23 protein-coding genes and 2 pseudogenes are annotated in these 22,731 nt (G+C 52.9%); 18 read left to right on the top strand and 7 right to left on the bottom strand.

The genetic code is table 11. From position 1 onward, the window contains the following. Positions 1 to 3: 3 nt before the first annotated feature. The 13 genes from hutI to G5B47_RS00195 all read left to right on the top strand — a co-directional run bounded on the left by hutI (position 4) and on the right by G5B47_RS00195 (position 12,086). Entirely contained in the window at positions 4 to 1,299 is a 1,296-nt protein-coding gene (gene hutI, locus G5B47_RS00255) for an imidazolonepropionase (protein ID WP_165093180.1), read from the top strand. Further along, positions 1,274 to 2,542: a Zn-dependent hydrolase gene (locus G5B47_RS00250; RefSeq protein WP_165093178.1), complete on the top strand. Its 1,269-nt coding sequence runs from the start codon at positions 1,274 to 1,276 to the stop codon at positions 2,540 to 2,542. The genes hutI and G5B47_RS00250 overlap by 26 nt, the downstream gene beginning before the upstream one ends. 5 nt (positions 2,543 to 2,547) lie before the next feature. Next, positions 2,548 to 3,861, top strand: coding sequence for an amidohydrolase family protein (locus G5B47_RS00245; protein WP_235950009.1), 1,314 nt, complete (start codon positions 2,548 to 2,550; stop codon positions 3,859 to 3,861). 148 nt (positions 3,862 to 4,009) lie between these two features. Beyond that, positions 4,010 to 5,818 (top strand): LTA synthase family protein, encoded by a 1,809-nt coding sequence (locus G5B47_RS00240; protein ID WP_165093174.1) that lies wholly within the window; start codon positions 4,010 to 4,012, stop codon positions 5,816 to 5,818. 83 nt (positions 5,819 to 5,901) lie between these two features. Beyond that, positions 5,902 to 6,045, top strand: a complete 144-nt coding sequence (locus G5B47_RS00235) for a hypothetical protein (RefSeq protein ID WP_165093172.1) — start codon at positions 5,902 to 5,904, stop codon at positions 6,043 to 6,045. 168 nt (positions 6,046 to 6,213) lie between these two features. Continuing rightward, positions 6,214 to 7,386, top strand: a complete 1,173-nt coding sequence (locus tag G5B47_RS00230; RefSeq protein ID WP_165093171.1) for a radical SAM/SPASM domain-containing protein — start codon at positions 6,214 to 6,216, stop codon at positions 7,384 to 7,386. Between the two features lie 60 nt (positions 7,387 to 7,446). Then, a complete protein-coding gene (locus tag G5B47_RS00225) occupies positions 7,447 to 8,448 on the top strand; it encodes a radical SAM/SPASM domain-containing protein (protein ID WP_165093169.1) in 1,002 nt (333 codons plus the stop codon). A 16-nt stretch (positions 8,449 to 8,464) separates the two neighbouring features. Next, a complete protein-coding gene (gene ahbB / locus G5B47_RS00220; protein WP_165093167.1) occupies positions 8,465 to 9,454 on the top strand; it encodes a siroheme decarboxylase subunit beta in 990 nt (329 codons plus the stop codon). A 22-nt stretch (positions 9,455 to 9,476) separates the two neighbouring features. Then, positions 9,477 to 9,878 carry a NusG domain II-containing protein gene (locus G5B47_RS00215; protein WP_206107159.1) on the top strand — a complete coding sequence of 134 codons (402 nt, stop codon included), beginning with the start codon at positions 9,477 to 9,479 and terminating at the stop codon, positions 9,876 to 9,878. Between the two features lie 155 nt (positions 9,879 to 10,033). Then, positions 10,034 to 10,459: a DMT family transporter gene (locus G5B47_RS00210; protein WP_165093166.1), complete on the top strand. Its 426-nt coding sequence runs from the start codon at positions 10,034 to 10,036 to the stop codon at positions 10,457 to 10,459. A 61-nt stretch (positions 10,460 to 10,520) separates the two neighbouring features. Then, positions 10,521 to 11,219, top strand: a complete 699-nt coding sequence (locus G5B47_RS00205) for a Crp/Fnr family transcriptional regulator (RefSeq protein WP_165093164.1) — start codon at positions 10,521 to 10,523, stop codon at positions 11,217 to 11,219. Between the two features lie 13 nt (positions 11,220 to 11,232). Continuing rightward, the gene (locus tag G5B47_RS00200) at positions 11,233 to 11,688 is read left to right on the top strand and encodes a DMT family transporter (RefSeq protein ID WP_165093163.1); all 456 of its coding nucleotides are present in this window, start codon (positions 11,233 to 11,235) and stop codon (positions 11,686 to 11,688) included. Next, positions 11,685 to 12,086 (top strand): NUDIX hydrolase, encoded by a 402-nt coding sequence (locus G5B47_RS00195; protein WP_165093161.1) that lies wholly within the window; start codon positions 11,685 to 11,687, stop codon positions 12,084 to 12,086. The genes G5B47_RS00200 and G5B47_RS00195 overlap by 4 nt, the downstream gene beginning before the upstream one ends. Here G5B47_RS00195 and cls read toward each other — a convergent pair. Further along, a complete protein-coding gene (cls, locus tag G5B47_RS00190) occupies positions 12,083 to 13,498 on the bottom strand; it encodes a cardiolipin synthase (protein ID WP_165093160.1) in 1,416 nt (471 codons plus the stop codon). The two genes, G5B47_RS00195 and cls, sit on opposite strands and share 4 nt — an antisense overlap. A gap of 18 nt (positions 13,499 to 13,516) precedes the next feature. Then, positions 13,517 to 14,110, bottom strand: a complete 594-nt coding sequence (locus tag G5B47_RS00185; RefSeq protein ID WP_235950010.1) for a class I SAM-dependent methyltransferase — start codon at positions 14,108 to 14,110, stop codon at positions 13,517 to 13,519. A gap of 150 nt (positions 14,111 to 14,260) precedes the next feature. On the opposite strand from G5B47_RS00185, the gene G5B47_RS00180 reads away from it, so the two are divergent. Further along, positions 14,261 to 15,877 carry an alkaline phosphatase family protein gene (locus G5B47_RS00180; RefSeq protein WP_165093158.1) on the top strand — a complete coding sequence of 539 codons (1,617 nt, stop codon included), beginning with the start codon at positions 14,261 to 14,263 and terminating at the stop codon, positions 15,875 to 15,877. A 52-nt stretch (positions 15,878 to 15,929) separates the two neighbouring features. On the opposite strand, the gene G5B47_RS00175 is transcribed toward G5B47_RS00180, so the two are convergent. The 4 genes from G5B47_RS00175 to G5B47_RS00160 all read right to left on the bottom strand — a co-directional run bounded on the left by G5B47_RS00175 (position 15,930) and on the right by G5B47_RS00160 (position 19,237). After that, the gene (locus G5B47_RS00175; protein ID WP_328804399.1) at positions 15,930 to 16,712 is read right to left on the bottom strand and encodes an ABC transporter permease; all 783 of its coding nucleotides are present in this window, start codon (positions 16,710 to 16,712) and stop codon (positions 15,930 to 15,932) included. Positions 16,713 to 16,716: 4 nt separating this feature from the next. Next, positions 16,717 to 17,520 carry an ABC transporter permease gene (locus G5B47_RS00170; RefSeq protein ID WP_165093157.1) on the bottom strand — a complete coding sequence of 268 codons (804 nt, stop codon included), beginning with the start codon at positions 17,518 to 17,520 and terminating at the stop codon, positions 16,717 to 16,719. Beyond that, positions 17,517 to 18,506 carry an ABC transporter ATP-binding protein gene (locus tag G5B47_RS00165; RefSeq protein WP_206107158.1) on the bottom strand — a complete coding sequence of 330 codons (990 nt, stop codon included), beginning with the start codon at positions 18,504 to 18,506 and terminating at the stop codon, positions 17,517 to 17,519. Before G5B47_RS00165 ends, G5B47_RS00170 begins: the two co-directional genes overlap by 4 nt. 245 nt (positions 18,507 to 18,751) lie before the next feature. Continuing rightward, a complete protein-coding gene (locus tag G5B47_RS00160; RefSeq protein WP_165093156.1) occupies positions 18,752 to 19,237 on the bottom strand; it encodes a DUF6803 family protein in 486 nt (161 codons plus the stop codon). A gap of 182 nt (positions 19,238 to 19,419) precedes the next feature. On the opposite strand from G5B47_RS00160, the pseudogene G5B47_RS00155 reads away from it, so the two are divergent. The 4 genes and pseudogenes from G5B47_RS00155 to G5B47_RS26110 all read left to right on the top strand — a co-directional run. Further along, a pseudogene (locus G5B47_RS00155) lies at positions 19,420 to 19,533 on the top strand (winged helix-turn-helix domain-containing protein); the annotation flags it as partial. A 143-nt stretch (positions 19,534 to 19,676) separates the two neighbouring features. After that, entirely contained in the window at positions 19,677 to 20,861 is a 1,185-nt protein-coding gene (locus tag G5B47_RS00150) for an MGDG synthase family glycosyltransferase (RefSeq protein ID WP_165093155.1), read from the top strand. Then, positions 20,848 to 22,065 (top strand): MFS transporter, encoded by a 1,218-nt coding sequence (locus G5B47_RS00145; RefSeq protein WP_165093154.1) that lies wholly within the window; start codon positions 20,848 to 20,850, stop codon positions 22,063 to 22,065. Before G5B47_RS00150 ends, G5B47_RS00145 begins: the two co-directional genes overlap by 14 nt. 29 nt (positions 22,066 to 22,094) lie before the next feature. Next, positions 22,095 to 22,187 (top strand): annotated as a pseudogene (locus G5B47_RS26110) (undecaprenyl-diphosphate phosphatase); the annotation flags it as partial. A 308-nt stretch (positions 22,188 to 22,495) separates the two neighbouring features. Here the strand turns inward: G5B47_RS26110 and G5B47_RS26105 are convergent. Continuing rightward, complete coding sequence (locus G5B47_RS26105) at positions 22,496 to 22,624, bottom strand: YjcZ family sporulation protein (RefSeq protein ID WP_407945198.1); 129 nt, start codon at positions 22,622 to 22,624, stop codon at positions 22,496 to 22,498. Positions 22,625 to 22,731 lie beyond the last annotated feature (107 nt).

Below are 22,731 nucleotides of genomic sequence, written 5' to 3'. Positions count from 1 at the left end.
AATATGGGGAAATTGACATATGTAAAATCCGCTTCACAGCTTCTTTGCATGGACACCGGACATGGCCCTAGAACGGGCAAGGGCATGTCGATGCTTGGAATCATCGCGGACGGAAGCGTCGTGATTGAGGACGGAATGATCGTCTTCGCCGGTTCGGATGCGCTGGCAGCGCAATTTCTGGGCTCCAGACTTGGCGATGTTGAAGTGATTGACGCCTCCGGCAAGGTCGTTGCGCCCGGGCTAGTCGATCCCCATACTCATGTCGTGTATGCCGGAAGCCGTGAGAATGAGCTGGAGCTTCGACTTCAAGGGGAAAAATATACCGACATTCTGAAGCGGGGCGGAGGCATTTTGAATACGGCGAGGAGCACAAGGGAGGCTTCCGAAGAGGAGCTGATCCGGCAAGCCTTGGTCCGGCTTGATCGTTTCCTGCTTCACGGCGTCACAACGATTGAGGCCAAGAGCGGCTACGGTCTGACGGTAAAGGATGAGCTAAAGCAGCTGCGAGCGGCGCGGGAGCTTGACCGCCGCCATCCTATCGATGTGGTCCCTACATTCATGGGAGCCCATGCGGTTCCCGAAGAATACCGAAGTTACCCGGAGAGCTATGTCGATCTGGTGATCGAGGAAATGCTTCCGGCTGTCGCCGAGCGCGGGCTGGCCGAATACTGCGATGTGTTCTGCGAACAGGGGGTCTTCGATATCGCAGAGTCCGGGAGGATTCTGGAGGCGGCCGGAAGACTCGGCTTCAAGCTGAAAATCCATGCCGATGAAATCGCGGAGAATTTCGGCGGAGCGGAGCTTGCCGCGAAGCTCGGAGCCGTCTCAGCCGAGCATCTGCTGAAGACTTCGGAGGAAGGGATTCGCGCCTTGGCGAAGTCCGGCACCATTGCCGTGCTGCTTCCCGGAACGGCGCTGTTCCTGCTGGAGCGGGCGGCCGACGCGCGAAGCATGATCGATGGGGGAGTGGCCGTCGCTCTGTCCACCGACTGTAATCCGGGCTCCTCCCCTACCGTTTCCATGCCCTTCGTCATGAATGCGGCGTGTCTGACGATGAGGATGACCCCCGCCGAGGTTCTGGTCGCAAGTACGATTAATGCGGCTTATGCGATCGGCCGGGGGGATGAAATCGGCAGTATCGAGACCGGAAAGCGTGGCGATCTGGTCTTGTTCGATGTCCCCAATTACCGCCAGCTTCAATATTATTACGGAATGAACCTGGTGCATACGGTGATCAAGAATGGAAGAACGGTTGTAAAAGGGGGGGGCCTCGTTGATCGAAACGAGCCTGCGGATTAACCGGGACAGACTGGAGCGCAGCATCCATGAGCTGGCTGTCTACGGAAGAAACGGGCAGGGAGGTCTGGACCGGACCGCCTTTACTCCCGCCGATCTGGAAGCCCGGGGATGGCTCAGGGCTACTCTAGCCGATGAAGGCTTTGGAGTACGGGTAGACGGAGCGGCCAACATCTGGGGAAGAAGGGACGGCGAGCACCCGGAGCTTCCGTCTATCGTCTGCGGCTCGCATATCGACACCGTCCCGAATGGAGGGCGATATGACGGAGCGCTCGGGGTCTTGATGGCACTTGAGGTGTTAAGGACGCTGAACGACAAGGGCATCGTTACCCGGCATCCATTTGAACTGGTATCGTTCAGCGCGGAGGAGCCGAATCCGTTCGGGTTGTCCACCTTCGGCAGCCGGGCCGTTACGGGCAAACTGACGCGGGAACAAATCGAGGGGGCGGTGAACGGGGAAGGGAAGCGGCTGACGGAAGCTTTGGAAGAGGCGGGAGGAAGCTTGGAATGCTTGAGCCATGCGCTGCTTTCAAAGGAGGAGGCAGGCGTCTTCGTTGAAGTGCATATCGAGCAGGGAAAACGGCTGATCGGCCAAGGCGTTCCGGTTGGCGTCGTAACGGCGATTACCGGCATTTACCGCGAGGAGGTCACGGTGCGCGGGGAAGCCAACCATGCGGGAACGACGCTTATGGACGACCGCTGCGACGCGCTGACCGCGGCTGCGGAAATGATTCTGGCCGCCGAGGACATCTGCCGGACGTTTCCCGCCGCCGAAGTCGTCGGAACGGTCGGGCAGCTTCGGCTCCTGCCGAACGCTCCGAACATTATTCCGGAGGAAGTCCGCTTTCTTGCGGAGTTCCGCGGGGAGACTGCGGCGCAGCTTCAGGCAATCGTCAGCGAGTGGAGCAGCCGGCTTGAATTATCGGGGCAGCGGCGGCGGGTTGCGGTGACCCGAAAAGTGATTCTGAATCAGCCCCCGGCGCCCATGGACCGGAGCGTTATTGAAGTAATGGACCGGATGGCCGATATGCTTGAGATCCCCTCCCTGCATCTCGGAAGCATGGCCGGTCATGACGCCGCTCATCTGGCATCGGTTACCCGCAGCGGAATGCTCTTCGTTCCGAGCATCGGCGGAAAGAGCCATTGCCCGGAAGAGGAAAGCCGCATGGAGGATATCGAACTGACGGCCAATGTGCTGCTGTATACGCTGCTGGATCTGGATATCATCTTGGACGCGAAAGGATGAGGACGTTGAGGCAGCTCTTCAAAGCGGACCAGGTCTACGAAGGCGGCCGGTTCCTGCCGCACCGGGCCATTCTGGTGGAAGACGGCCGAATCGTAGAGACGGGAGAACAATCCCTTCTGGAGCGGAAATACAGCCATACAGAGGCCGTCGACTGGACGGGAAAGGCCATCCTGCCGGGCACGGTCAACGCCCATAACCATTCCTTTCAGAGCCTGCTGCGGGGAATCGCGGCGGATCGGCCTTTTCTGGAATGGAGAGATCAGGCCTTGTACAAATACACTCCTTTCCTGAACGAGGAAGCGATTTACATCGGCGCGCTGTTTGCCTTTGGCGAAATGCTCAAATACGGGGTGACGACGGTCAGCGATTTCTTCTACGTGCATAACGGCGGGAACGCCAGGGATGAAGCCGTGATCCGGGCGGCCAAGGATTTGGGCATCCGGCTCGTGTTGGCACGGACGATGTACGATTGGAGCGGGGCGCCCGCAAGCTACAGGGAGACGGTGCCGGATGCGGTGAAGCGTACACGGGAGCTGGCTGTCAAATATCAGGGGAACCCGCTTGTCACTGTTCATCCCGCGCCTCATAGCCCTCATGCCGCTTCGCCCGAGATGATCCAGGCCGGTCACAGGCTCGCGCTGGAGCTGGATACGCCTTTTCATATCCATGTGGCCGAGGAGCCGTTTGAAGTGGAGGAGACCCTTGCGAAATACGGGCTGCGGACGGTTCATTATCTCGATAAATTGGGCGTTGTGGATGAGCGGATGATTGGGGTCCATCTGGTGTGGCTGGAGGACTCGGAGATCCGGCTGCTTGGACAAAAGCGCGCGGGATTAGCCTACTGTCCGTCCAGCAATATGTTCTTGTCCGACGGCGTCACGAATATACCAGGCCTTCTGGCGGCGGGGGTGAGGGTGGCCCTCGGCACGGACGGGGCGTGCAGCAATAACCGGATCAGCGTGTTTGAGGAGATGAGAATGTGCTCTCTGCTCCAAAAAGTAACCCGGCTGGACGGCACCTGTATAAACGCCGGGCAGGTTTTTCATATGGGGACCAAAGCCGGCGGCGAGCTGCTGCGGCTTCCGGTCGGGGAAATTACTTCAGGCTATCGTGCGGATTTTGTATCTGTGGACCTGAACGACCTTTCTCTCTCGCCGGCCCCCGAGCTGTTCAACCATATCGTCTATTCCCTTCAGCCGACGGCGATTAAAGATGTAGTGGTTGACGGAAAAATCGTGGTTGGGGACGGTCGTCTGCTTACAGTGGAGGAATCGTCGATTGTACGAAAGGTCAATGCCCTGTTAGGAAAATGGGGATAGTTGTCCGGCGCGTTTAGACGGTTAATCGTTTTTTTCACAGCCATATTCGGGTAGTGTTATCCGAGTGTGGTTTTTTTGTTAATTTTAAGTTCTTTTTAAGAAAAGTGGCGTATACTGACTGCTTAGAATCAATAAGGAGAGGGTTAGGTTGCGCCATTTTAAACCCGGCAAACGTCTGGGAATTATGCTGCTGTCATTTTTGCTCGGTGGATTTATCCTGAATTTTACCATACAGGCCGCTTCGTTCGGGATGAATGCAGGAAGCGTTCTGAATTGGATATCGCAGTTCTACTGGCTGTATGTATTCGGCAGTCTGTTCTTCTTCTTCGTGCTGCTCGCCTTTGCTGCGGTTATTCCGAACGGTTATGCGGGTTCCCTGATCGCCTTTATAGCCTGCGCCATTCTGGGCTTTGCCGATTACAAGAAGCTGTCCACGACTGGAGAACCGCTGTTTCCATGGGATTTGATGCTGGTTAAGAACGCGCAGGAGATGGGCAAGATCACTAAAGGCATGATATCGCCGCTTGTGCTCGTGCTTGCTGTTGTTCTTGTTGCAGGTTTGATTGTTCTGCTGCGCAAGCTTCCCAAGGTCAGAATCAGCTTGCCACTACGGGCGGTGTTCACCGTTCTTTCGGCTGCGGTGATTACCGGATTTATCCTGATGGTCGACGGCCAGACGACGCTTGCGACGTCCATCAAATATCAGAATATTTACTGGAACCAGAAGGTGAATTATAGCCAGAACGGTTTTTTGTTTGCTTTTACAGGCAATCTGAAGCAGAATCTGATGGACAAACCGGACGGGTACAGCAGAGAAGCCATCGCTCAAATCGCCCAACAATACGGCGCGCTCCCGGATAGCGGCACGAACGCTGCGCCTTCTGAGACTCCAAACATCATGTACATGATGGACGAAGCTTTTTTTGACCCGACGAGGCTTCCTTCTTATACCTTCAGCGAAGATCCTTTGAAATTCATCCATGGGGAGGAGAAAAATACGCCGTCCGGCTACCTGCTGTCTCCCGAGTTCGGGGGAAATACGGCCAATATCGAATTTGAGGCGCTGACGGGACAGTCGATGTATTTTCTGAAAGACGGCTCCATCCCTTACCAGCAGCGCATTGTCAAAATGTCCTCGCTGCCTTCCATCGTCAGCATATTGAAGGAGCGGGGGTACCGGTCGCTGGCAGTTCATCCATTCGACGGAACGTTCTACAACCGGAACAAGGTTTATCCCGTTCTCGGTTTCGATCAATTCACGACCCAGCAGGAGATGACCGGAGCCGATCGAATCACGCCGGACGGTTACATTTCAGATATGGCGGCCGTGAAGGAGGCTGTGCGCGAGCTGCAGAGCTCCGGTCAGCCGACGTTCCTGCACCTCGTAACGATGCAGAATCATTTTCCGTTCGACAAAGGCTCGAATGGGCCGAATACGATTACGGTGAACGGGGTGAAGCCGGAGCGGAAGGATGAGCTGGAAACTTATGTTCAGGATACAAAGCTGACCGACGAGGCGATGGCCTATATGGCCCAGGAGTTGAAGTCGATCAAGCGGCCGACGATTGTCGTATTCTGGGGCGATCATCTTCCCGCGCTGTCGGCGGACATTTATTCGCAGGCAGGGTGGGACGCCAACCCCAGAATGAAGCATGAAACGAAGCTGATGGTTATGGCCAATTTTGATATCGGCAAGCAGCCTTTGGGGACGATCAGTCCTTCTTTCATCGGGCCGACGGTCTTTGAGCTGACGGGACAGAAGCTTCCGGCGTACTATAAGCTGCTGGAATTGGTTAAAGCGGAGCTTCCCGGATTAAGCAAAAATGTCCTGATCGGGCGCACCGGTGTTGTCACCGGGCTGTCCGCCACGCAGCAAAATCTGCTGGACGATTACCGGATGGTGCAATACGACATGCTCGAAGGGGAGAATTATTCGAAGGATTTGTTGTTTAAATAAGGGTGCAGCCAATCCAGTTCACTATATAATCCGAATAACTGCAGGGGTCGCCTCATAATTTGTGTTATGGGGGAACGCAGCGATTGTCCTTGGGAGAGGAAAACCGTCCGAACAGCCATCCTTTAAAGGGAATGGAGGCGGACGTAATGAGTCTGGAACAGCTCATTTCATTGCTCGTTCTTGTCGTTATGATTATAGAACTGGCTCTTGGCAAGAAAAAATCATAACGATGCAGCCCATTATTGCGGCCCGCGCTTAGCGGGCTTTTTCTTTTCCAGATAACTCGAAATAGCATTAATACCTCGAACGATCAAGAAAAAAGCGCATATCACCATTCTTCTAGGTCAGGTATCATTGATAAGATTGAATAAATCCAGAGAAACGAGGGGCCTTCAATGATTAATTTATCGAAACTGCTGACGGGTATGAAGGGAGAAGGGGATGACCTGCGCTATGCAATCAAGCAGGGAACCAGACCGCATGGCGTTTCCGCAGGGAGAGGGCCGGTCGTCGTCTGGAATATGACAAGGGCCTGCAACCTGAGCTGCAAGCATTGCTACGCCAATGCCTGTCCGGCTCATGACCCGGATGAAATGACAACGGAGGAAGCGAAGCGGTTTATTGAAGACCTGGCTGCGTTCCATGTGCCTGTCCTGCTGTTTTCGGGCGGCGAGCCTCTGATCCGGAAGGATATTTTTGAGTTGATATCTTATGCGGCGGGCAAAGGGCTTCGGCCGGTGATTTCCACGAACGGCACGCTTATTACTAAAGACACGGCACAAAAACTGAAAGAAGCGGGAGTCGGCTATGTCGGAGTCAGTCTCGACGGACTTGAGGAACGGCACGATGCTTTCCGGGGACGCAAAGGCTCGTTCGAACAGGCGCTGAACGGTATCCGCAACTGTCTGGCCATCGGCCAAAAGGTAGGGGTCCGGTTTACGATCAGCAAGCATACATACGGCGACCTGGACGGAGTCCTTGAATTAATCGAACGTGAAAATATCCCAAGGGCCTGCTTCTATCATCTTGTTTACTCCGGCCGCGGAAGCGCTCTCCAGAAGGAGGATGTGACCCATGAGCAGTCTCGCGACGCTTTAAAGCGGATTATGGCCAAAACGCTGGATTTGCACCGGAAGGGCAAACAGGTGGAACTGCTCACCGTCGACAACCATGCGGACGGGGTCTATTTGTATCAATGGATGCTGGAGCGCGAGCCCGAGCGCGCGGCAGAGCTGCTTGAGCTGCTCCGGCGGAACGGAGGCAACCGGTCCGGCATAGCGTTCGGCTGCGTTGATTGGCACGGCAATGTCTATCCCGACCAATTCACCAGGGACATTAAGATTGGCAGCATCCGCACGCAAACGTTCAGCGAAATCTGGCGTGAGGCGGCGCACCCGGTCATGGCGGGGCTGCGCGACCGGAAGCCGCTCTTGAAAGGGCGCTGCCGGGAATGCCAATGGCTGGATATTTGCAACGGCAATTTCCGTGCCCGCGCCTCGGTCAGCGGGGATTTCTGGGCGGAGGACCCGTCCTGCTATTTAACCGACCGTGAAATTGGAATCGTTTAAGGAAATAGTTATCGCATTGGAAGAATTGAATCCTATCAATGCAAGGAGGCTTGAGCGACGATGCTCGTATCCTGGAATGTGACCAAACGATGCAATTTGTTCTGCGAACACTGCTATCGAGATTCCGGGCCGGCTTCGCCTGTCGATGATGATCTGACGACAGAAGAAGGACGGCACCTTATCGATCAGATCAAGGCGGCCGGGTTCCGGCTCCTTATTCTAAGCGGCGGTGAACCGCTAGTCCGCGAAGATCTGTGTGAATTGGTCGCTTACGCTTCGCATGTCGGCCTTCGCCCGGCGCTCGGCAGCAACGGTACACTGCTGACCGCCGCCAAAGCGGCGGAGCTCAAGAAAGCCGGCCTTGGAGGAATCGCCATCAGCATCGACAGCGCCACGCCGGAGTATCATAACCGGTTCCGAAACGCGCCCGAGGGCTGGCAGCAGGCGGTACAAGGCATCCGTTATGCCCGCGAAGCCGGACTGCGGGTGCAGATCAACATGACGCTGACCACAGGCAATATGGACGATTTCGATCAGGTCGCGCAGCTGGCTGAGGAGCTGAATGTCGCCTCCCTGCACCCGTTCTTTCTCGTTCCGACCGGACGGGCCGTTAACATCGAGGAGGAAGGATTGAAGCAGGAGCGCTATTATTCCGTTCTGCGCAGCGTTCTGGCCAAGCAGCAATCTTCGGCGCTTGAAATCAAGCCGACATGTGCTCCTCAGTTCATGCCGCTGGCCAAAAGCATGGGCCTCGAAATGCGCTATACGCGCGGCTGCCTTGCGGGGGTCGCCTACTGCTCAGTTTTGCCCAATGGCGAAGTCCATATTTGCCCTTATCTGCCGGTCAAGGTCGGGAATGTCCGTGAGCAGCCCTTTGATGAAATATGGAGGGACAGTCAGGTATTCCAAAACTTGAGGAACTTCAAGGAATACGAAGGAGCATGCGGCTCCTGTCCCGACGTCAAGATTTGCGGCGGGTGCCGCGCCCGGTCGTATTATTACAGCGGGGGCAATTTCATGGCCGAAGAGCCTTGGTGTTACAAAAGAACGGCGGCGCTGTAGACGGGAGGGAGAAGCTTTGGAACTGGATGTGAAGGACCGAAAGCTGCTAAATCGGCTGCAAATCGAGCTTCCACTGGTCAAGCACCCCTGGAGGCTTATTGCTGAAGAGCTGGAGTTGCGGCAGGAAGAGGTGCTCCATAAGCTGGAGAGGCTGAAGAACGAAGGATACATCCGGCGGATTGGCGGGGTGTTTAATCCGGCCAGGCTTGGTTACAAGGGCTGCTTGTACGCGATGAGAGTGGAGGAATCCCGTTATTATCAGGCGGCGGCTGTCGTCAACAGCTTCAAAGGCGTTACCCATAACTACCGCCGGGTTGGCCGGCTCAATATGTGGTTCACACTGACTGCCCGAACCGCAGCGGAACGGGAAGCGATACTTGAACCGATTCGCGAAGCGGCGGGCCAGCCGAAGCTGTACGAGTTTCCCGCCGAGCAGGTGTTTAAGCTGAAGGTGTTTCTCAATATGGAAGAAACGTCGGTGTCATCGGCTTCAGCGTCCGGTCAGGCTAGGCCGGAATTGGTAAACATCCCTACGGAGCATCAAGAAATAGAGAATGCGAATTGGCAGCTGATCCGTGAGCTGCAGGGCGATCTGCCGCTGGTGCCAGAGCCGTACAGCCAAATTGCCCGTAGGTCCGCCTTCGGTCTGGAAGAGCTGTTCCGGCGATTGCAGGCGCTTCAAGCAAGCGGCGCTTTAAAAAGAATCGGTGCCGTCCTCAGGCACAGGGAAGCCGGATTTACCGCCAATGGGCTGTTTGTCAGCGTGCTCCCCGAGGAGCGGATTCCGCAGGCCGGACAACGGCTGGCCGGCTATGCGGAGGTCAGTCACTGCTACAAGCGCCGGGCGCATCCCGATTGGCCGTATAACCTGTACGCCATGATCCATGGTCCGAATGAAGCGTTCGTTCGGAGAATCGCGGAGCATTTTGCACAGCAGGAAGGCATTTCGGAGTTTGACATCCTCTTTAGCACGGAGGAATTGAAGAAGACGAGTTTCTCTATCTGAGAAAGGCGAGGTAATCCCAATAATGAAACGCGGAGATCTATACATCATATTGCTGGGACTGCTGATTGCCGGTGCAATATACGGGTTCAAATGGCTCCAGATGGATCATAGTCCATACCAACCGGGGGAATTGATGGCCCGAATTACGGTGAACGGCAAGCTGTACAAGAACGTGCCTTTGACGGATAAGGTGCAGATCATCGACATCAAAACAAGCTTCGGGCACAATACGCTTAAAGTATTCGACTATGGAATTCAGATGATCTACTCGGACGCGCCGAAGCGGATCGCGCTCGACATGGGCTTTATTTCGAAGCCGTATCAGCAGATTATCTGCATTCCAACCCGTGTGTACGTGGAAGTGTTCAATCCTCATCAGCAACCGTCCAAGGACGATCTCGATGCGGTCGTTCACCCCGGTTAAAGCGCAGCATGCAGGCCATGGACCCCTTCAATGGGGTTCATGGCTTTTCTTACTCTCTCCCAGACTTCAAGCATTTAGGACATATGTCCTTCCCAAAAAATCGGAGATATTCTTTAATTAGGATCAGAGCTAACATCAGAGGAGAGGTAATAACCATGAGAGGGCTGTTATTTGCATTTTTGGCCGGAGCCTTTATTACGCTGCAGGGAGTGGCCAATTCAAGGATAAGCCAGGATATTGGGACATGGCAGGCGGCGACCGTTACCCAGTTAACCGGATTTCTAATGGCCTTATTGATCCTGTTCGTTGTCCGGGACGGAAACCGGCGGGGACTAAGACAGGTCAAACCGCTGTATCTGATCGGCGGCGCGTTCGCGGCGGTCATTATTTTCAGCGAGGTCACGGCGATTCGCCAAGTGGGGGTTACGTTTACGATATCCGCTTTGCTGATTGCCCAGCTGTGCCTGACCTTTCTGATTGATTCGAACGGGTGGTTCAGTGTGATGAAGCGGAAGATGAAGCTGCCGCAGTTCATTGGCCTGGGATTGATGGTAGCCGGTGTAATCATCCTTAAATTTTGATAAGATGATAACGCCGCATGGCAATGGATGTACGGGAAGGAAGCAGAGGTGACAAAATATTATGAAAGAAGTGCCGGATCGTGCGCGGCTGAATGCTTTTTTGCAGGATTATCAACTGGAGAGCGTGTTCAATAAACCGCTGCTGCCGCATTTGTCGCTGTACCATTTTAAACAAGGGGAGTGGATCTGTTCCCAAGGGGAACCTTCCGAATACCTGTATGTGCTGGTCAAGGGAAAGATCAAGGTCTACACCACTTCGGCCGAGGGCAAGACGCTTATTATCTCCTTCAAAACCCCGCTTGAGGTCATCGGCGATATCGAATATATCCAGGATATTCCCATCATCAATACGGTGGAGGCGGTGTCTCCCGTCCAAATGATCGGCGTCCCTTACCGCTATTTACAAAAACACACGGCTGATTATGCTCCGCTGCTGAACTTCTTGCTGAAGGTCATTACCCGGAAGTTCTATACGAAATCCAACTTTTTAAGCTTAAACATTCTGCATCCGGTCGAGGTGCGCTTGGCCAGCTACCTGCTGTCCGTTTCCTATGATGAATCCGACGCCGAATTTCAGGGACAGCTGAGCACGTCCAGATTGAACGATGTGGCGAATTGGATCGGCACCAGCTACCGGCATCTTAATCGGGTCATTCAAAAGCTTTCCGCGGAAGGTCTGGTTGAACGCAGCAAAGGATTCATTGTCATTAAAGACAAGGAAAGGCTCAGTACGCTGGCCGGCAAAAATATATACGAATAGGAGCGAAAACAAAATGTTTCAGGGCCTTTTATTGGCGCTTGCCGCAGGTTCACTGGTCAGTTTGCAAAATATTTTCAACACGAAGGTTAACGAACGTACCGGATCTTGGGCAACAACGACGCTGGTGCTGGGAATGGGCTTTGCGGCTTCCTTGATCTTCGGCTTAATATTTGAAGGGGGCCAGCTGTTTAATCTGATCAACATGAAGCCGTGGTACTGGATCAGCGGCTCCATCGGGGTGGGTGTGGTCATTTGTCTTACTCTTGGAATCCGGCAGCTAGGTCCGACGTACGCGGTCTCCATCGTTCTGATCTCCCAGCTGGGCAGCGCCTTGTTATGGGATTCACAGGGCTGGTTAGGCTTGAAAAAGGTCCCGTTCACCCTTCAACAGTTCATCGGAGTGCTGGTGATTGTCGGCGGCATTTTACTCTTCAAATTAGGCGGGAAGCGCAGGGAGGAAACCGCATGACAGCTTCAATCGATAAAATCGCATGGGTCTGCCTCCGTGAAGGCCGGCTGTTATGCGCCCGTTCCAATGGCAAAGAAATCTATTATTTGCCCGGCGGAAAAAGGGAGCCCGGAGAGAGTGATGCCGATACGCTGCAAAGGGAGATCGAAGAAGAGCTATCCGTCCGAATCAAGCCCGAAACTGTCTTGCTTATGGGTACATTTGAAGCGAAAGCCCATGGCAAAACGGAAGGAACAATGGTCAAAATGACTTGCTACAGCGCGGATTACGAAGGCTGGCTTACACCGGCTTCGGAAATCGAGGAATTGGCCTGGCTAACCTATGAGGACCGGGATAGGGTATCGGCCGCAGCCCAAATGGTATTCGATAGACTGCATGAACGAGGACTGCTTATCTAGAATAACGGCGAAAGCAGCCGGGCGAAGACCACCTGCATTTTTTGTAGCGCGTTTCGCTTTTCGAATTTCGACTGCAAAATTTCCTCGCTCTCGCCAAGATCCCGGTAAAAATCATCCACCAGACGGTTAACGACCTTCCCGTCATAAAAAAGCGCATTAATTTCGAATTGGTTGCAAAAGCTGCGTATATCCATATTTGCGCTGCCGGAGAACGCCAGATCGTCGGAAATGATCACTTTGGCATGAATGAACCCTTTTTGGTAGCTGTAAAACCGGACTCCCGCCCGCAGCAATTCCTGAACATAGGACAGCGTGGCGGTATAAACCAGGTGCTTGTCAGGCACGCCTGGTATAATGACGTGAACGTCGACTCCCCTAAGGATTGCCGTTTTAAGAGCCAAAAAGACGCCGGGTTCGAGAATAAAATAGGGAGTCTCAATCAAAATCCGCTTCTTCGCTGTGACAATGAGAGAGAAGATGATCTCCAGCATCGTCTCGTCCGGGCCGCTTTTTACTACTTGCACAAGCTCTTTCCCCTGGCTTTCCTGGATCGGGTAGTAGGCGGAATCGGCTATGATTTGTCCCGTGACCCGGTGCCAATCGGTTAGAAATGTAAATTGGAGCCAGAGCACCGCATCCCCTTTTATGCTGAAATGGGTGTCCCGCCAATAGCCGAGTTTCGGATCTTCTCCCAAGTATTCATCCCCAATATTCAAGCCGCCGAAAAAACCGGTTTTTCCGTCCACCACCACGATTTTACGGTGATTCCGGTAATTAATCCGTTTATTCATGAAAGAGGCCAGCAGAGGAAAAAAGCATCCCGTTTCCACTCCGGCGTCCCTCAGCCTTTTCAAAAAGGTCTTTCCTAACTGCCGGCTGCCGATCCCGTCAAATAACAGCCGCACATGCACCCCTTCCTGCGCTTTCCGGATCAGTAATTGCTCAAATCGGGTACCCAGCCGGTCGTCGCGGATAATGTAAAACTCAATATGGATATGATGCTCGGATGCGGCAATCGAACTTAGCATCGCTTCGAAGGCGCCTTCTCCTTCGCTGAATACCATCGTTTCGTTGCAAGCGGTAATAGGGGCGACAGGAATGCCGCTTAATAATGCGTGCAAATCGTCGTCTTGGCCAATGGTCTCTCCATGGTGATTTTTCCGAATTCGCTGCCGGCACCTCTCCATGAGGTCTGCCTTTATCCGGTTCCACTCTCTGTTCTGTTCCTGCGAAGGAGCGGGGGAGCACATGTATTCTTTCGCAAGAAATAAATACAGCAGGAAACCGATGATCGGAAAGATATACAAGACGATAAGCCAAACTACCGTTTTGTTCGGACGTTGATATTCAGAGAAGATAACAAATGCCATTTGGAGAATAAACAACAGGAGAACCAGGGCGATCCAAATCAACGGTTCAATCTCTCCTTATCAGGTTGGTCTTGGATTTGCCGTGAAGAACAACTCATGATAAAAGAACCCTTTTCGAAAGCGGTTGATGACCTGCGAAGCAAATTCATTCTCCCGAAACAATTGAATGTACTCTTCTTCATTGCGGATATATTCTCCGTCGTCATAGAAATTCATAAACCAATTTGAGACCGGCTTTCTCTTGAACATGCAAGGTTCCATTACGATGAAGCTTCCATCCGGTTTTAAAACCCGTTTAAATTCCTTCATATATTCTGCAATTTCTTCGGATGAAATATGGTGCAGAACCGCGATGATGAGTATGTAATCGACAGACCCGTCATCTACAGGAAGCTTGCCATGTTCAAAAACGTGAAATTTGTGATTCGGATATTGCTTTTTGGCATAATGAATGCGCTTCGCATCGGGATCGATACCAATATAATGAATGGGCTGAAACATCGAACAATTGGCCCCTGTGCCTGAGCCAAAGTCAAGGACGACTTTATCGTTGAATGCGAATCGGGGTGTAATTTGATCATGTATATATTTTTTGGTAAACCATTTTGGACGAACCAGCCGATGATAAAGCAGGGGTGAGTACGTATTATTCAATGGGGCCACCATCTTTCCTGATTTTTAGTCAACAAAAAATAATCTAACCCTTTGATCCTGAAAAAATTCAATAAAATTTTACATAATTACAACCGGAAGTGGACATCTTTATCTCTATTGAGACATAAGGGATGAGGTGTTAAAGGGAGAATGGGAAGATCGGATGGAATAACGCGAGGGGAAAAAATAACCGTTTTGTTGTTAATCGTTCTAGCTTTGACGATGTCTCTTGCCGGATGCCGGGTTAACCCGGGAACGAATGCTGAAATGCAGTCCGAACCGGAGTTTAAGGCTAAGGCAGTAAGCGGTAAACCGGTCGTCGTCATTATCATTGATTCCTTAATGGACAAGCCGCTGCAGGAAGCTGTGAAACAAGGCAAGGCACCCGCACTGAAATACCTGATGGATCACGGGCGGTACTTTCCTGAAATGGTAAGTTCGTTCCCGACCATGTCCGTAACGATTGACAGCACTTTTTTAACGGGGGAGTACGCGGATAAGCATAAAGTTCCTGGGCTGGTATGGTACAGTGACCGGGAAAAGCGGATGATCTTTTACGGTAATGGCGCCAAGGAAGCTTTTAAGATTGATCAGCTGCAAGTATTGAACGACAGCGTCTATCAGCTGAATCAGGTTCAATTAAGCAAGAAAGTGAAGACCATTCATGAGGAACTGGCCGAGAAGGGCAGACATTCGGCTTCGGTCAACGCGGTCATTTTCAGAGGAACAAAGGAACGCGAGCTGCGGGTGCCCCCATCGATCGCGAATACCACCCGGCTGCCGGATCATTACCGGATAACCGCTCCGGCGTTGTTTTCGCTTGCCGCGTTCGCGCATCTGGACCCGCAAAATGCCAACCACACAGCCGCATGGGAAAAATACGGGATGAATGACAGATTCACAGGCCGGGACATCGCTTATCTAGTAAAGAACGGGAAGCTTCCGGACGTAACGATTGGATATTTTCCGGGAAACGACAGTGTCCATCACCGAAAAGGCTCCATGGCGACTAAAGGAATTGAAAAGGCTGACCGGGCGCTGCAGGACGTTCTGAATGCGTATGGCTCATGGGAAGAGGCGGTTAGAACCACCAAGTGGATTATTCTGGGGGACAGCGCTCAAAGCGATGTGCTGGATGACCGGGAACAATTTAAAGTAGATCTGCGCCCGCTTCTTCACGGTTACCGCATAGCCGAGCTTGAGCGTCCTGTCTTACAAGACGACCAGATCGTCATCGCCGCCAACGAAAGAATGGCCTACATTTACGTCATTTCGCCAGAGCTGAAGCTTCCCGAGATCGTTAAGAGTCTACAATCCGAAGAAAGGCTCGACATCATAGCGGTTAAGCAGGATCATTCAGTTGCGCTTACACGCGGAGGACATGGCAGCCCTGTATTAACCTATCGACCGGGGGGACCCTATTCGGATAAATATGGGCAAAAGTGGTCGCTCTCGGGCGATCCCGGCCTCGCGGACATTTCGCTTCGCGGACATCGAATCACTTACGGAAAGTACCCGGATATTCTCGCCCGGCTGTATGGGGCGCTTCATTCGCATGAAGGGCGATTTATTGTCGTCACTGTCAAACCGGGATACGAGTTGGTCGGTGAGAGCTCTCCCACACACAGGGGAGGTGGAGCGCACGGTTCGCTGCATGAGGTGGATTCCATTGTTCCGTTAATTATGACCGGAACGGATTTGCAGCCGAAATCACTCCGAATCGTTGATCTGAAAGACTGGGTTCTGCGGTTGGCCGGCGATAAATAGAACAGCAGCCCGCATTCCCGGAAAGAGCCGGAGGATGCGGGCTTTGCTTGCTTTAGGACCCGGTGGAGCGGTAATGGCGAACGCCGATTTGCCATACAGCCAGGCAGGGAAGAAGAAACAGAACACTGGCCAAAGGCAGCAGTGCGTACAGAAGTCCGTGTCCTTCAGCCCGGCCCAGGAGAAAGAGCAGAGGCAGATAGCTGACGCAGCCAAACGGAATGATGAAGGTGAAGAAGAGCGTGACCCGCTTATGATAGATGTTCAGCGGATACTGCGCCATCTCCCGCCCCCCGTCAGTCAGTACATTGCCTACCTCAAGCCCCTGCACCGTCCAGAAACATAGAGTTGCGTTCAGGATGAAGATACCTGAAAAAATGAGGATGCCACCCGCGACCATCATCAGCAGGGTTAGCACCTTGAGAGGCGTCCAGTCAATCGGCAGATTCCAGAGGGCCCACCCCAGCACAGCGGCGCTTTGCACCAGCCGTCCGAAACGGGTGAACTCGAATTTGCTTCCCAGCACCTGGACGACTGTGCTTCGCGGGCGCACCAGCAGGCGGTCAAACTCTCCGCTCACCACAAGGGAGGAGAACATGTCGAATCCCCGGACAAAGCATTCGCTCAGAGAGAAAGCCATATGAATGACGCCGAAGCAGAGTGCCGCTTCAAAGAAGCTCCAGCCCTGAAGCTCCCCGAACCGGGAGAAGAGGAAGTACAGTCCGGCAAAGACCGCAAATGGCAAGATAAATTGCCCGAGGGTCAACAGCCAGAAGGACGTCCGGTATTGCATCTGGGAGCGGAACAGAATCGACAGATACTTGAAATAAAGCAGCACTTGGTTACCCTCCTTGTACAACGACTCGCCGCAGCGCCCGGCTGATAAGCATCAGTCCTAGACCGGACAGCAGCGCCAGCCAGAATAGCTGAATCAATAGACCTCCAAGGGCTTCGTCTATTGGAATATTTCCCGTATATACCCGGAAGGGGAAATCCACCGTCCACCGGAAGGGCAGAAGATTAGCAAGCTGCTGCATCCAGCCCGGCATCAAGGGAATCGGCAGAATCATCCCCGCCAGAAACTCCCCCGCCGCTGCGACCATCAGGATGGAGCCGGCGGGCGACATCGTCCAGAAGATGGAGATATAGATCAGCAGCGAGATGGCGCAGACCATGAGCAGACCGAGGAGCAGGGACAGCAGAAACAGCAGAAAAGCTCCAATGCCCGGGGGCAGGCTCATCCTGTAGGGTTCAGGGAGAAGCAGCACGATCAGCAGGACCGGGAAGCAGCGAAGCACGACGCCCGAGACGCGTGTCGCAAGAACCTTGGCGAACCAGAAGCCGTAAAGTCCGCAAGGACGGCATAGCTCGTAAGCGATATTGCCGCCGGTGATCAGCTCGAAGATATCCGGGTCGCGGAAATAAAGGGCAATGAGACCAAGAAACATCTGCTGGAGCCATATGTAGGTGACCACTTCCTGCAAGCTCATGGGCGGCGCGGCGCTGCTGCGGCTGTAGAAGGCGACATATACCATGATGAAGATGAAGCCGAAAAAAAGCTGGGTCACGATTCCGGCGAAAGCAGCGGTGCGGTACTGAAGATTCGTTACGAAGCGGAGCTTGGCGACAGACAGATACATCTTCATATCTGATGCTCCTTGTAGAGCTGTAAAATCAGCTCGTCGACCGATTTGGAGTCCACTGCCACATCGAGAATTTCGGCCTGCTCCGATATCCGTGCAAGGATATCCGCGAGGCTGATTTTCCCGTTATCAAAGCTGTATACAGCTTGCTGCGGTGACCAGGAATGGCGTACGGCGCCGGGAATATCGACGGGAAGCGGACAGTCCCGGTAATCTACGGTTAGGGTCCGGCTGCTTCCGAACCTGCCGCGAAGCTCGTCTAGAGACCCGTCGTAAAGAAGAGAGCCTTTACCAATCATCAAAATCCGCTCCGCAAGCGCCTCAATATCGTTCATGTCGTGGGTGGTAAGAATGACGGTAATGCCCTTTTCCTTGTGAATGGTCTTGATGAACTGGCGGACCGCGATTTTGCTGGCGGCGTCCAGACCGATAGTCGGCTCATCGAGAAAAAGAATGCGGGGATCGTGGAGGAGCGAAGCCGCGATTTCGCAGCGCATCCGCTGTCCAAGGCTGAGCTGCCGGACCGGGACATGAATCAGCTCGGACAGCGCCAGCGTCTCCGTGAGCATAGCGAGATTTTTACGGTACCGGGTTTCGGGCACCTTATAAATGTCCCGCAGCAGCTCGAAGGAATCGATGACCGGCACATCCCACCAGAGCTGGGAGCGCTGTCCGAAGACGACACCGATCTGGCCGACGTAGGCCGTCCGGCTCTTCCAGGGAGTGTAGCCCATTACCTGGCACTCACCTTCGTCCGGAACAAGAACCCCGCACATCACCTTGATCGTCGTCGATTTTCCCGCTCCGTTCGGACCGATGTACCCGGCGATTTCACCCTCGCGGATCGTAAAGGAGATATCTTTGAGCGCTTCCACGAACGTATGCTTACGGTAAAATAGAGCTTTGGCAGCTTCTCGTACCCCGGCGGCCCGTTTGGCCACTTTAAAGGTTTTGCCTATTCCTTCCAGCGTAATAATAGGGTTGCCCAATTCAGCACCTCCGTCAACGTTTATTTGCAGCACAAAAAATATAGCGGAATTTCCCCAAAAAGAATAGACTTATGTTTTTCTTTCGGTTATACTAATATTATAAAGGTCGAGGACACGACCCTTTAGTTAAATACTATCTAAAACAGGTAAACAACATGTGAATGTTGTTTTTTATATTTTAAAACCCCAATAACAAAGAAGACTTCGGATCTGATCTCCGAAGTCTTCTTTTTATTTCATCCCTATTAGTGGTTCATTCCGACCATTCCCCCGATGATTTCCGGGTTGATCATTCCGAAGATCATCGCGATGTGGGCCACAATGAGGAATCCGCTTACGAGAATAAAGTGAAGCTTCATTTTTCCTTCCGCGGAACGGTTCCGGGCAATAATGCCAAGATCAAGAAGGGCCAGAGGGAGCAGGAAGAACACTCCGCTCAAGTAAAAGCCGACAGCGACAACGTCCACCCAGGTATGCCATTCGCCATTTACGGTTAGCGGGATAAAAGCGGTAGGGAATAAGTATACAAAGATTCCTGTGAAATATAGCCCGGCCAGGATGCTGCAGATCCGGTTAAAGCTTCTGAGCCCGCCCTGCGTGTTTTTGCCGAAGAGGATAAAGAATTCGGTTACCGTAATCGTCTCGGCAAAGATCACGGGAATGGCCATGAATATAATCAAATTCCATGGCTGGTTGTCCGCAAGCAGGGACATGTAGTGCGTCATGCTCATTGTTTGATTTTCCCCCAGTAGTAGATGGATTAACTTCGAGGCCCATTGTATACAAAAAATATGTGGAATGTATGAAGACGCCCCGGATTCATGGCGGCCAAATCTCCGATGAATTAATGGAGTGACCGGAGGAAGGAGATTGCTGGAGAGGTACGGAAAATACATCCTGTTCAATGCGCATCATCTGGACGGTAACCGTGTATATCCGCAAGCTCCGTGAAAAAATTGAAGTGGACTCGGCAAATCCGGTATATATCGAAACCCTGTGGGGGGCCGGGTACCGCTTTCGGTCCTGAAAAATACGCTTAACCCAAGCCAAAGCATAAATCCGCCGATTTATGTTTTGGCTATTTTAATATTTAATTAAGAATCCTTTCACCGTCCTTTTACGATTGGGGGTTAGAGTAAGGGAGAGTGAAGATAACAAAGGAGCTTTCTTATGAACCCAAACCCTGTAGTGCTGATTGTGACCTCCGCGTTTGGAGACGGTCATGTCAAGGTAGCTGAAGCGATGGAACAGTCTTTCAAATCCAGAGGGATCCATCGGGTCCACACCGTTGACCTTTTTGCGGAAGTCCATCCAAGACTGAATGAGCTTTCCCGAAGATTCTATTTAAACCGCGCGGCACTCGCTCAAGCTCTGTATGGCTTAATGTACACGAAGACAAGCGGGATAAAGCCGGGCCGCGGCTTGGGCAGACTGCTGCATTCCCTCGGCAAACGAAAGGTGCGGAAGATTCTGGACGCGATGCGGCCGGATGTCATTATTCATACGTTTCCTTATCTGGCTGCTGCCGAAATTGGCGGGGAGGCCGTGAGCGGAGTGCCGGTATTTACTGTTATGACGGATTATGTTCTGCACGGAAGATGGCTCCATCCGAACACGATGAAATACTTTGTCGCAACGGAAAGCATGAAGCAGTCACTGCTTGCGGAAGGGGTTGCCGAAGAGGCAGCCGTCGTCAGCGGGATTCCGATCCGCCCTGCTTTTGAAACGTGGCAGGATCGTGAACGGCTGATGCACAAGCATGGATTAAACGGCAGCAGGCGTTATGTTCTCCTTGCGGCCGGCGCTTACGGCGTCTTGGCCGATATCAGCAAATTAATCAAGAGCATCATTACGGAATCCGAATTCGATTTAATCGTGCTCTGCGGAAATAATCATAAGCTGCGATCCGACATGGAAGGATTGTATCGCGAGAACAAGCGTGTCCATCTGCTTGGTTATACGGAAGAAATGCAGGAGCTGATGAGCGTATCAACTTGCCTGCTGACGAAAGCCGGGGGAATCACGCTTACCGAAGCGATCGCCCAATCCCTTCCGGTCATTGTCTACCGTCCTCTGCCCGGACAGGAGGCAGGCAATGCCGAATGGCTGTCCCGGCATAGCATCATTGATACCGCGCGCGACGAGGAACAGCTCATCGCTTGTCTTCGTCAATTGGAGAAACCGTCCTACCGGTGGGAACGGATTCGCCGAATGAAGTCTTTTTCACGGAAATCTTCCGCCGGGTTCATCGTCTCCGAAATACTGGATGCTCTGGAGAAGAAGCAACCCGCCGCCGGGCAGCAGAAGTTCAATATCGCGGAAGGGAAGGTGAAGACCGTCCATGGATATCTCTAATACAGTGGAGGTGCCCCGGCAATCCTTCACCCGCCTTGCGGTTGTCCTCTTTTTCATGGAATGGGTCAGAGGAGCCTTTCTCGTCGCTTATTTGCCTGCATATGCCCTGGAGGGAGGGGGGCTGTCCTCCTCCATCGTCGGAATTGCGGTGTCCGTCCATTATTTGACCGACAGCCTGATCAAAGGCTTCACCGGTTATTTGCTGGACCGGTTCTCGGGCCGAAAGGTGCTTCATGGCGGCTTCGCCCTCAGTCTGATCGGCCTGCTGCTTATGGCAACCACTCATGACGCGTGGATTCTTCTTGCCGCATCGGCCTGTCTCGGAGCCGGGTTCTCCCCAGTCTGGATTATCTGCATGAGCCAAATCCGGGAAGAGAACCGGGCACAGCAGGCTGGAATCTTATATGCCTATTGGATGGCGGGCCTCGGACTGGGTCCGGTCACCCTTAATCTCGTTATGGGCTGGGGCTTGTCCATTTCGCTGTTTATCATCGGCCTGTTTTTTGCCGCCGGCTGGATAATGGCCGCTGCCCTGACGCTTGATGACACAGCGCTGGTTAAACGCCCGGAGTTTACCGTTAACCAGCAGTTCGCCGCTTTATGGGACAAAGTGAAGAAGGGTGGCTTCCTTGTGCCCGGCATGGTGCTGCAAACGACAGCGGGGGGCATCTTGGCGCCATTTTTAACAAGCTTTGCGGTCAAGCATGTGGGCCTTTCGCATTCCCAGCTATCCATCGTATTGCTGATGGGCGGAGCCGGGGTAATTGCGCTTCTTGTCCCAATGGGCAAATGGTTCGATCATATCGGAGGCAGATGGTTTCTGGTGCTTGGCTTCGGTATTTTTTCAGCGGCCTTATTCGGACTGACCTCAATCAGCTCCTTCACTGGGGCAATGGGATTCTCGCTTCTTCTCGGTTGTGCGTATGCGGCGTTGTTGCCGTCCTGGAACGCTTTGATGGCCTGCTATATTCCTGAAGATTCCGTTGGAACAAGCTGGGGCTTGCTGTTCTCCATTGAAGGACTGGGAGTCGTCATCGGCCCCTTGATTGGAGGGTGGCTGGCAAGCGCAGGGAACGAACTGCTGCCGTTTCAGGTCAGCGCATGTATGTTCGGATTGATCAGTGTGGTCTATCTGCTGTCACCGTCCCGGTTGTTCGCGCCCAAAGAAAGGTCTGCAAGCAAATCCATGATATCAAGCAGTTAAGATTTATTACGAAGGAGGGCGCCGCTGATATGCACGATTACTTTATTGCAATCATTCAGGGAATTGTAGAAGGGCTCACCGAGTTCCTGCCGGTATCATCCACTGGCAATCTCGTCCAAATCTCGGCCGTGTTCGCCGTCATACTTGTCGCTCTCCTGGTAGGGGTCAGCCGGATTATTTTAAAGTCCAATTCCCGAGCGACGTTGCGGTCGGTTATGTATTTGGCGGAGTGTGGATCAGCCTGAATGTCATCTTGCTGGAGGTTCTGCGGGTACTTCAAACATATAAAAGTTTCTCGGTTTGACTCCGAATGAAGCAGTATTCAACCTATGTATCCCTTGCCGCAGCCGACGCGTTGTCATAAAAATTCAGATCCCGCCGGGCAAGGAAATCTCACGCACCGGCGGGACTGACTACCGTCAGAGATGACTTAGATCCAGCAAGTTTTCAAAACGATAACCAGGAGAATGTAGAGAACCAAAATTGTAGCCGTAGAAGTAAACCAAGGATATACTGGTCCTGGTCCTTTGTCTTCCCCACCAACGCAGCCGTAGCCCATTTGGATTTCCTCCTCTGTTTTAGAATACATCACAGTATATGACCCGGGGCATTAATTGACTAGGCGAATGGACAGGAGAAGATGACCCAATTTTAAGCCAACAGAAA

It is taken from the genome of Paenibacillus apii (genome assembly GCF_011043685.1).
GTDB classification, from domain to species: Bacteria; Bacillota; Bacilli; order Paenibacillales; family Paenibacillaceae; genus Paenibacillus_AQ; species Paenibacillus_AQ sabinae.
Note: the sequence above shows the minus strand (reverse complement) of the source record. Positions and strands in the feature narration are given on the sequence as shown.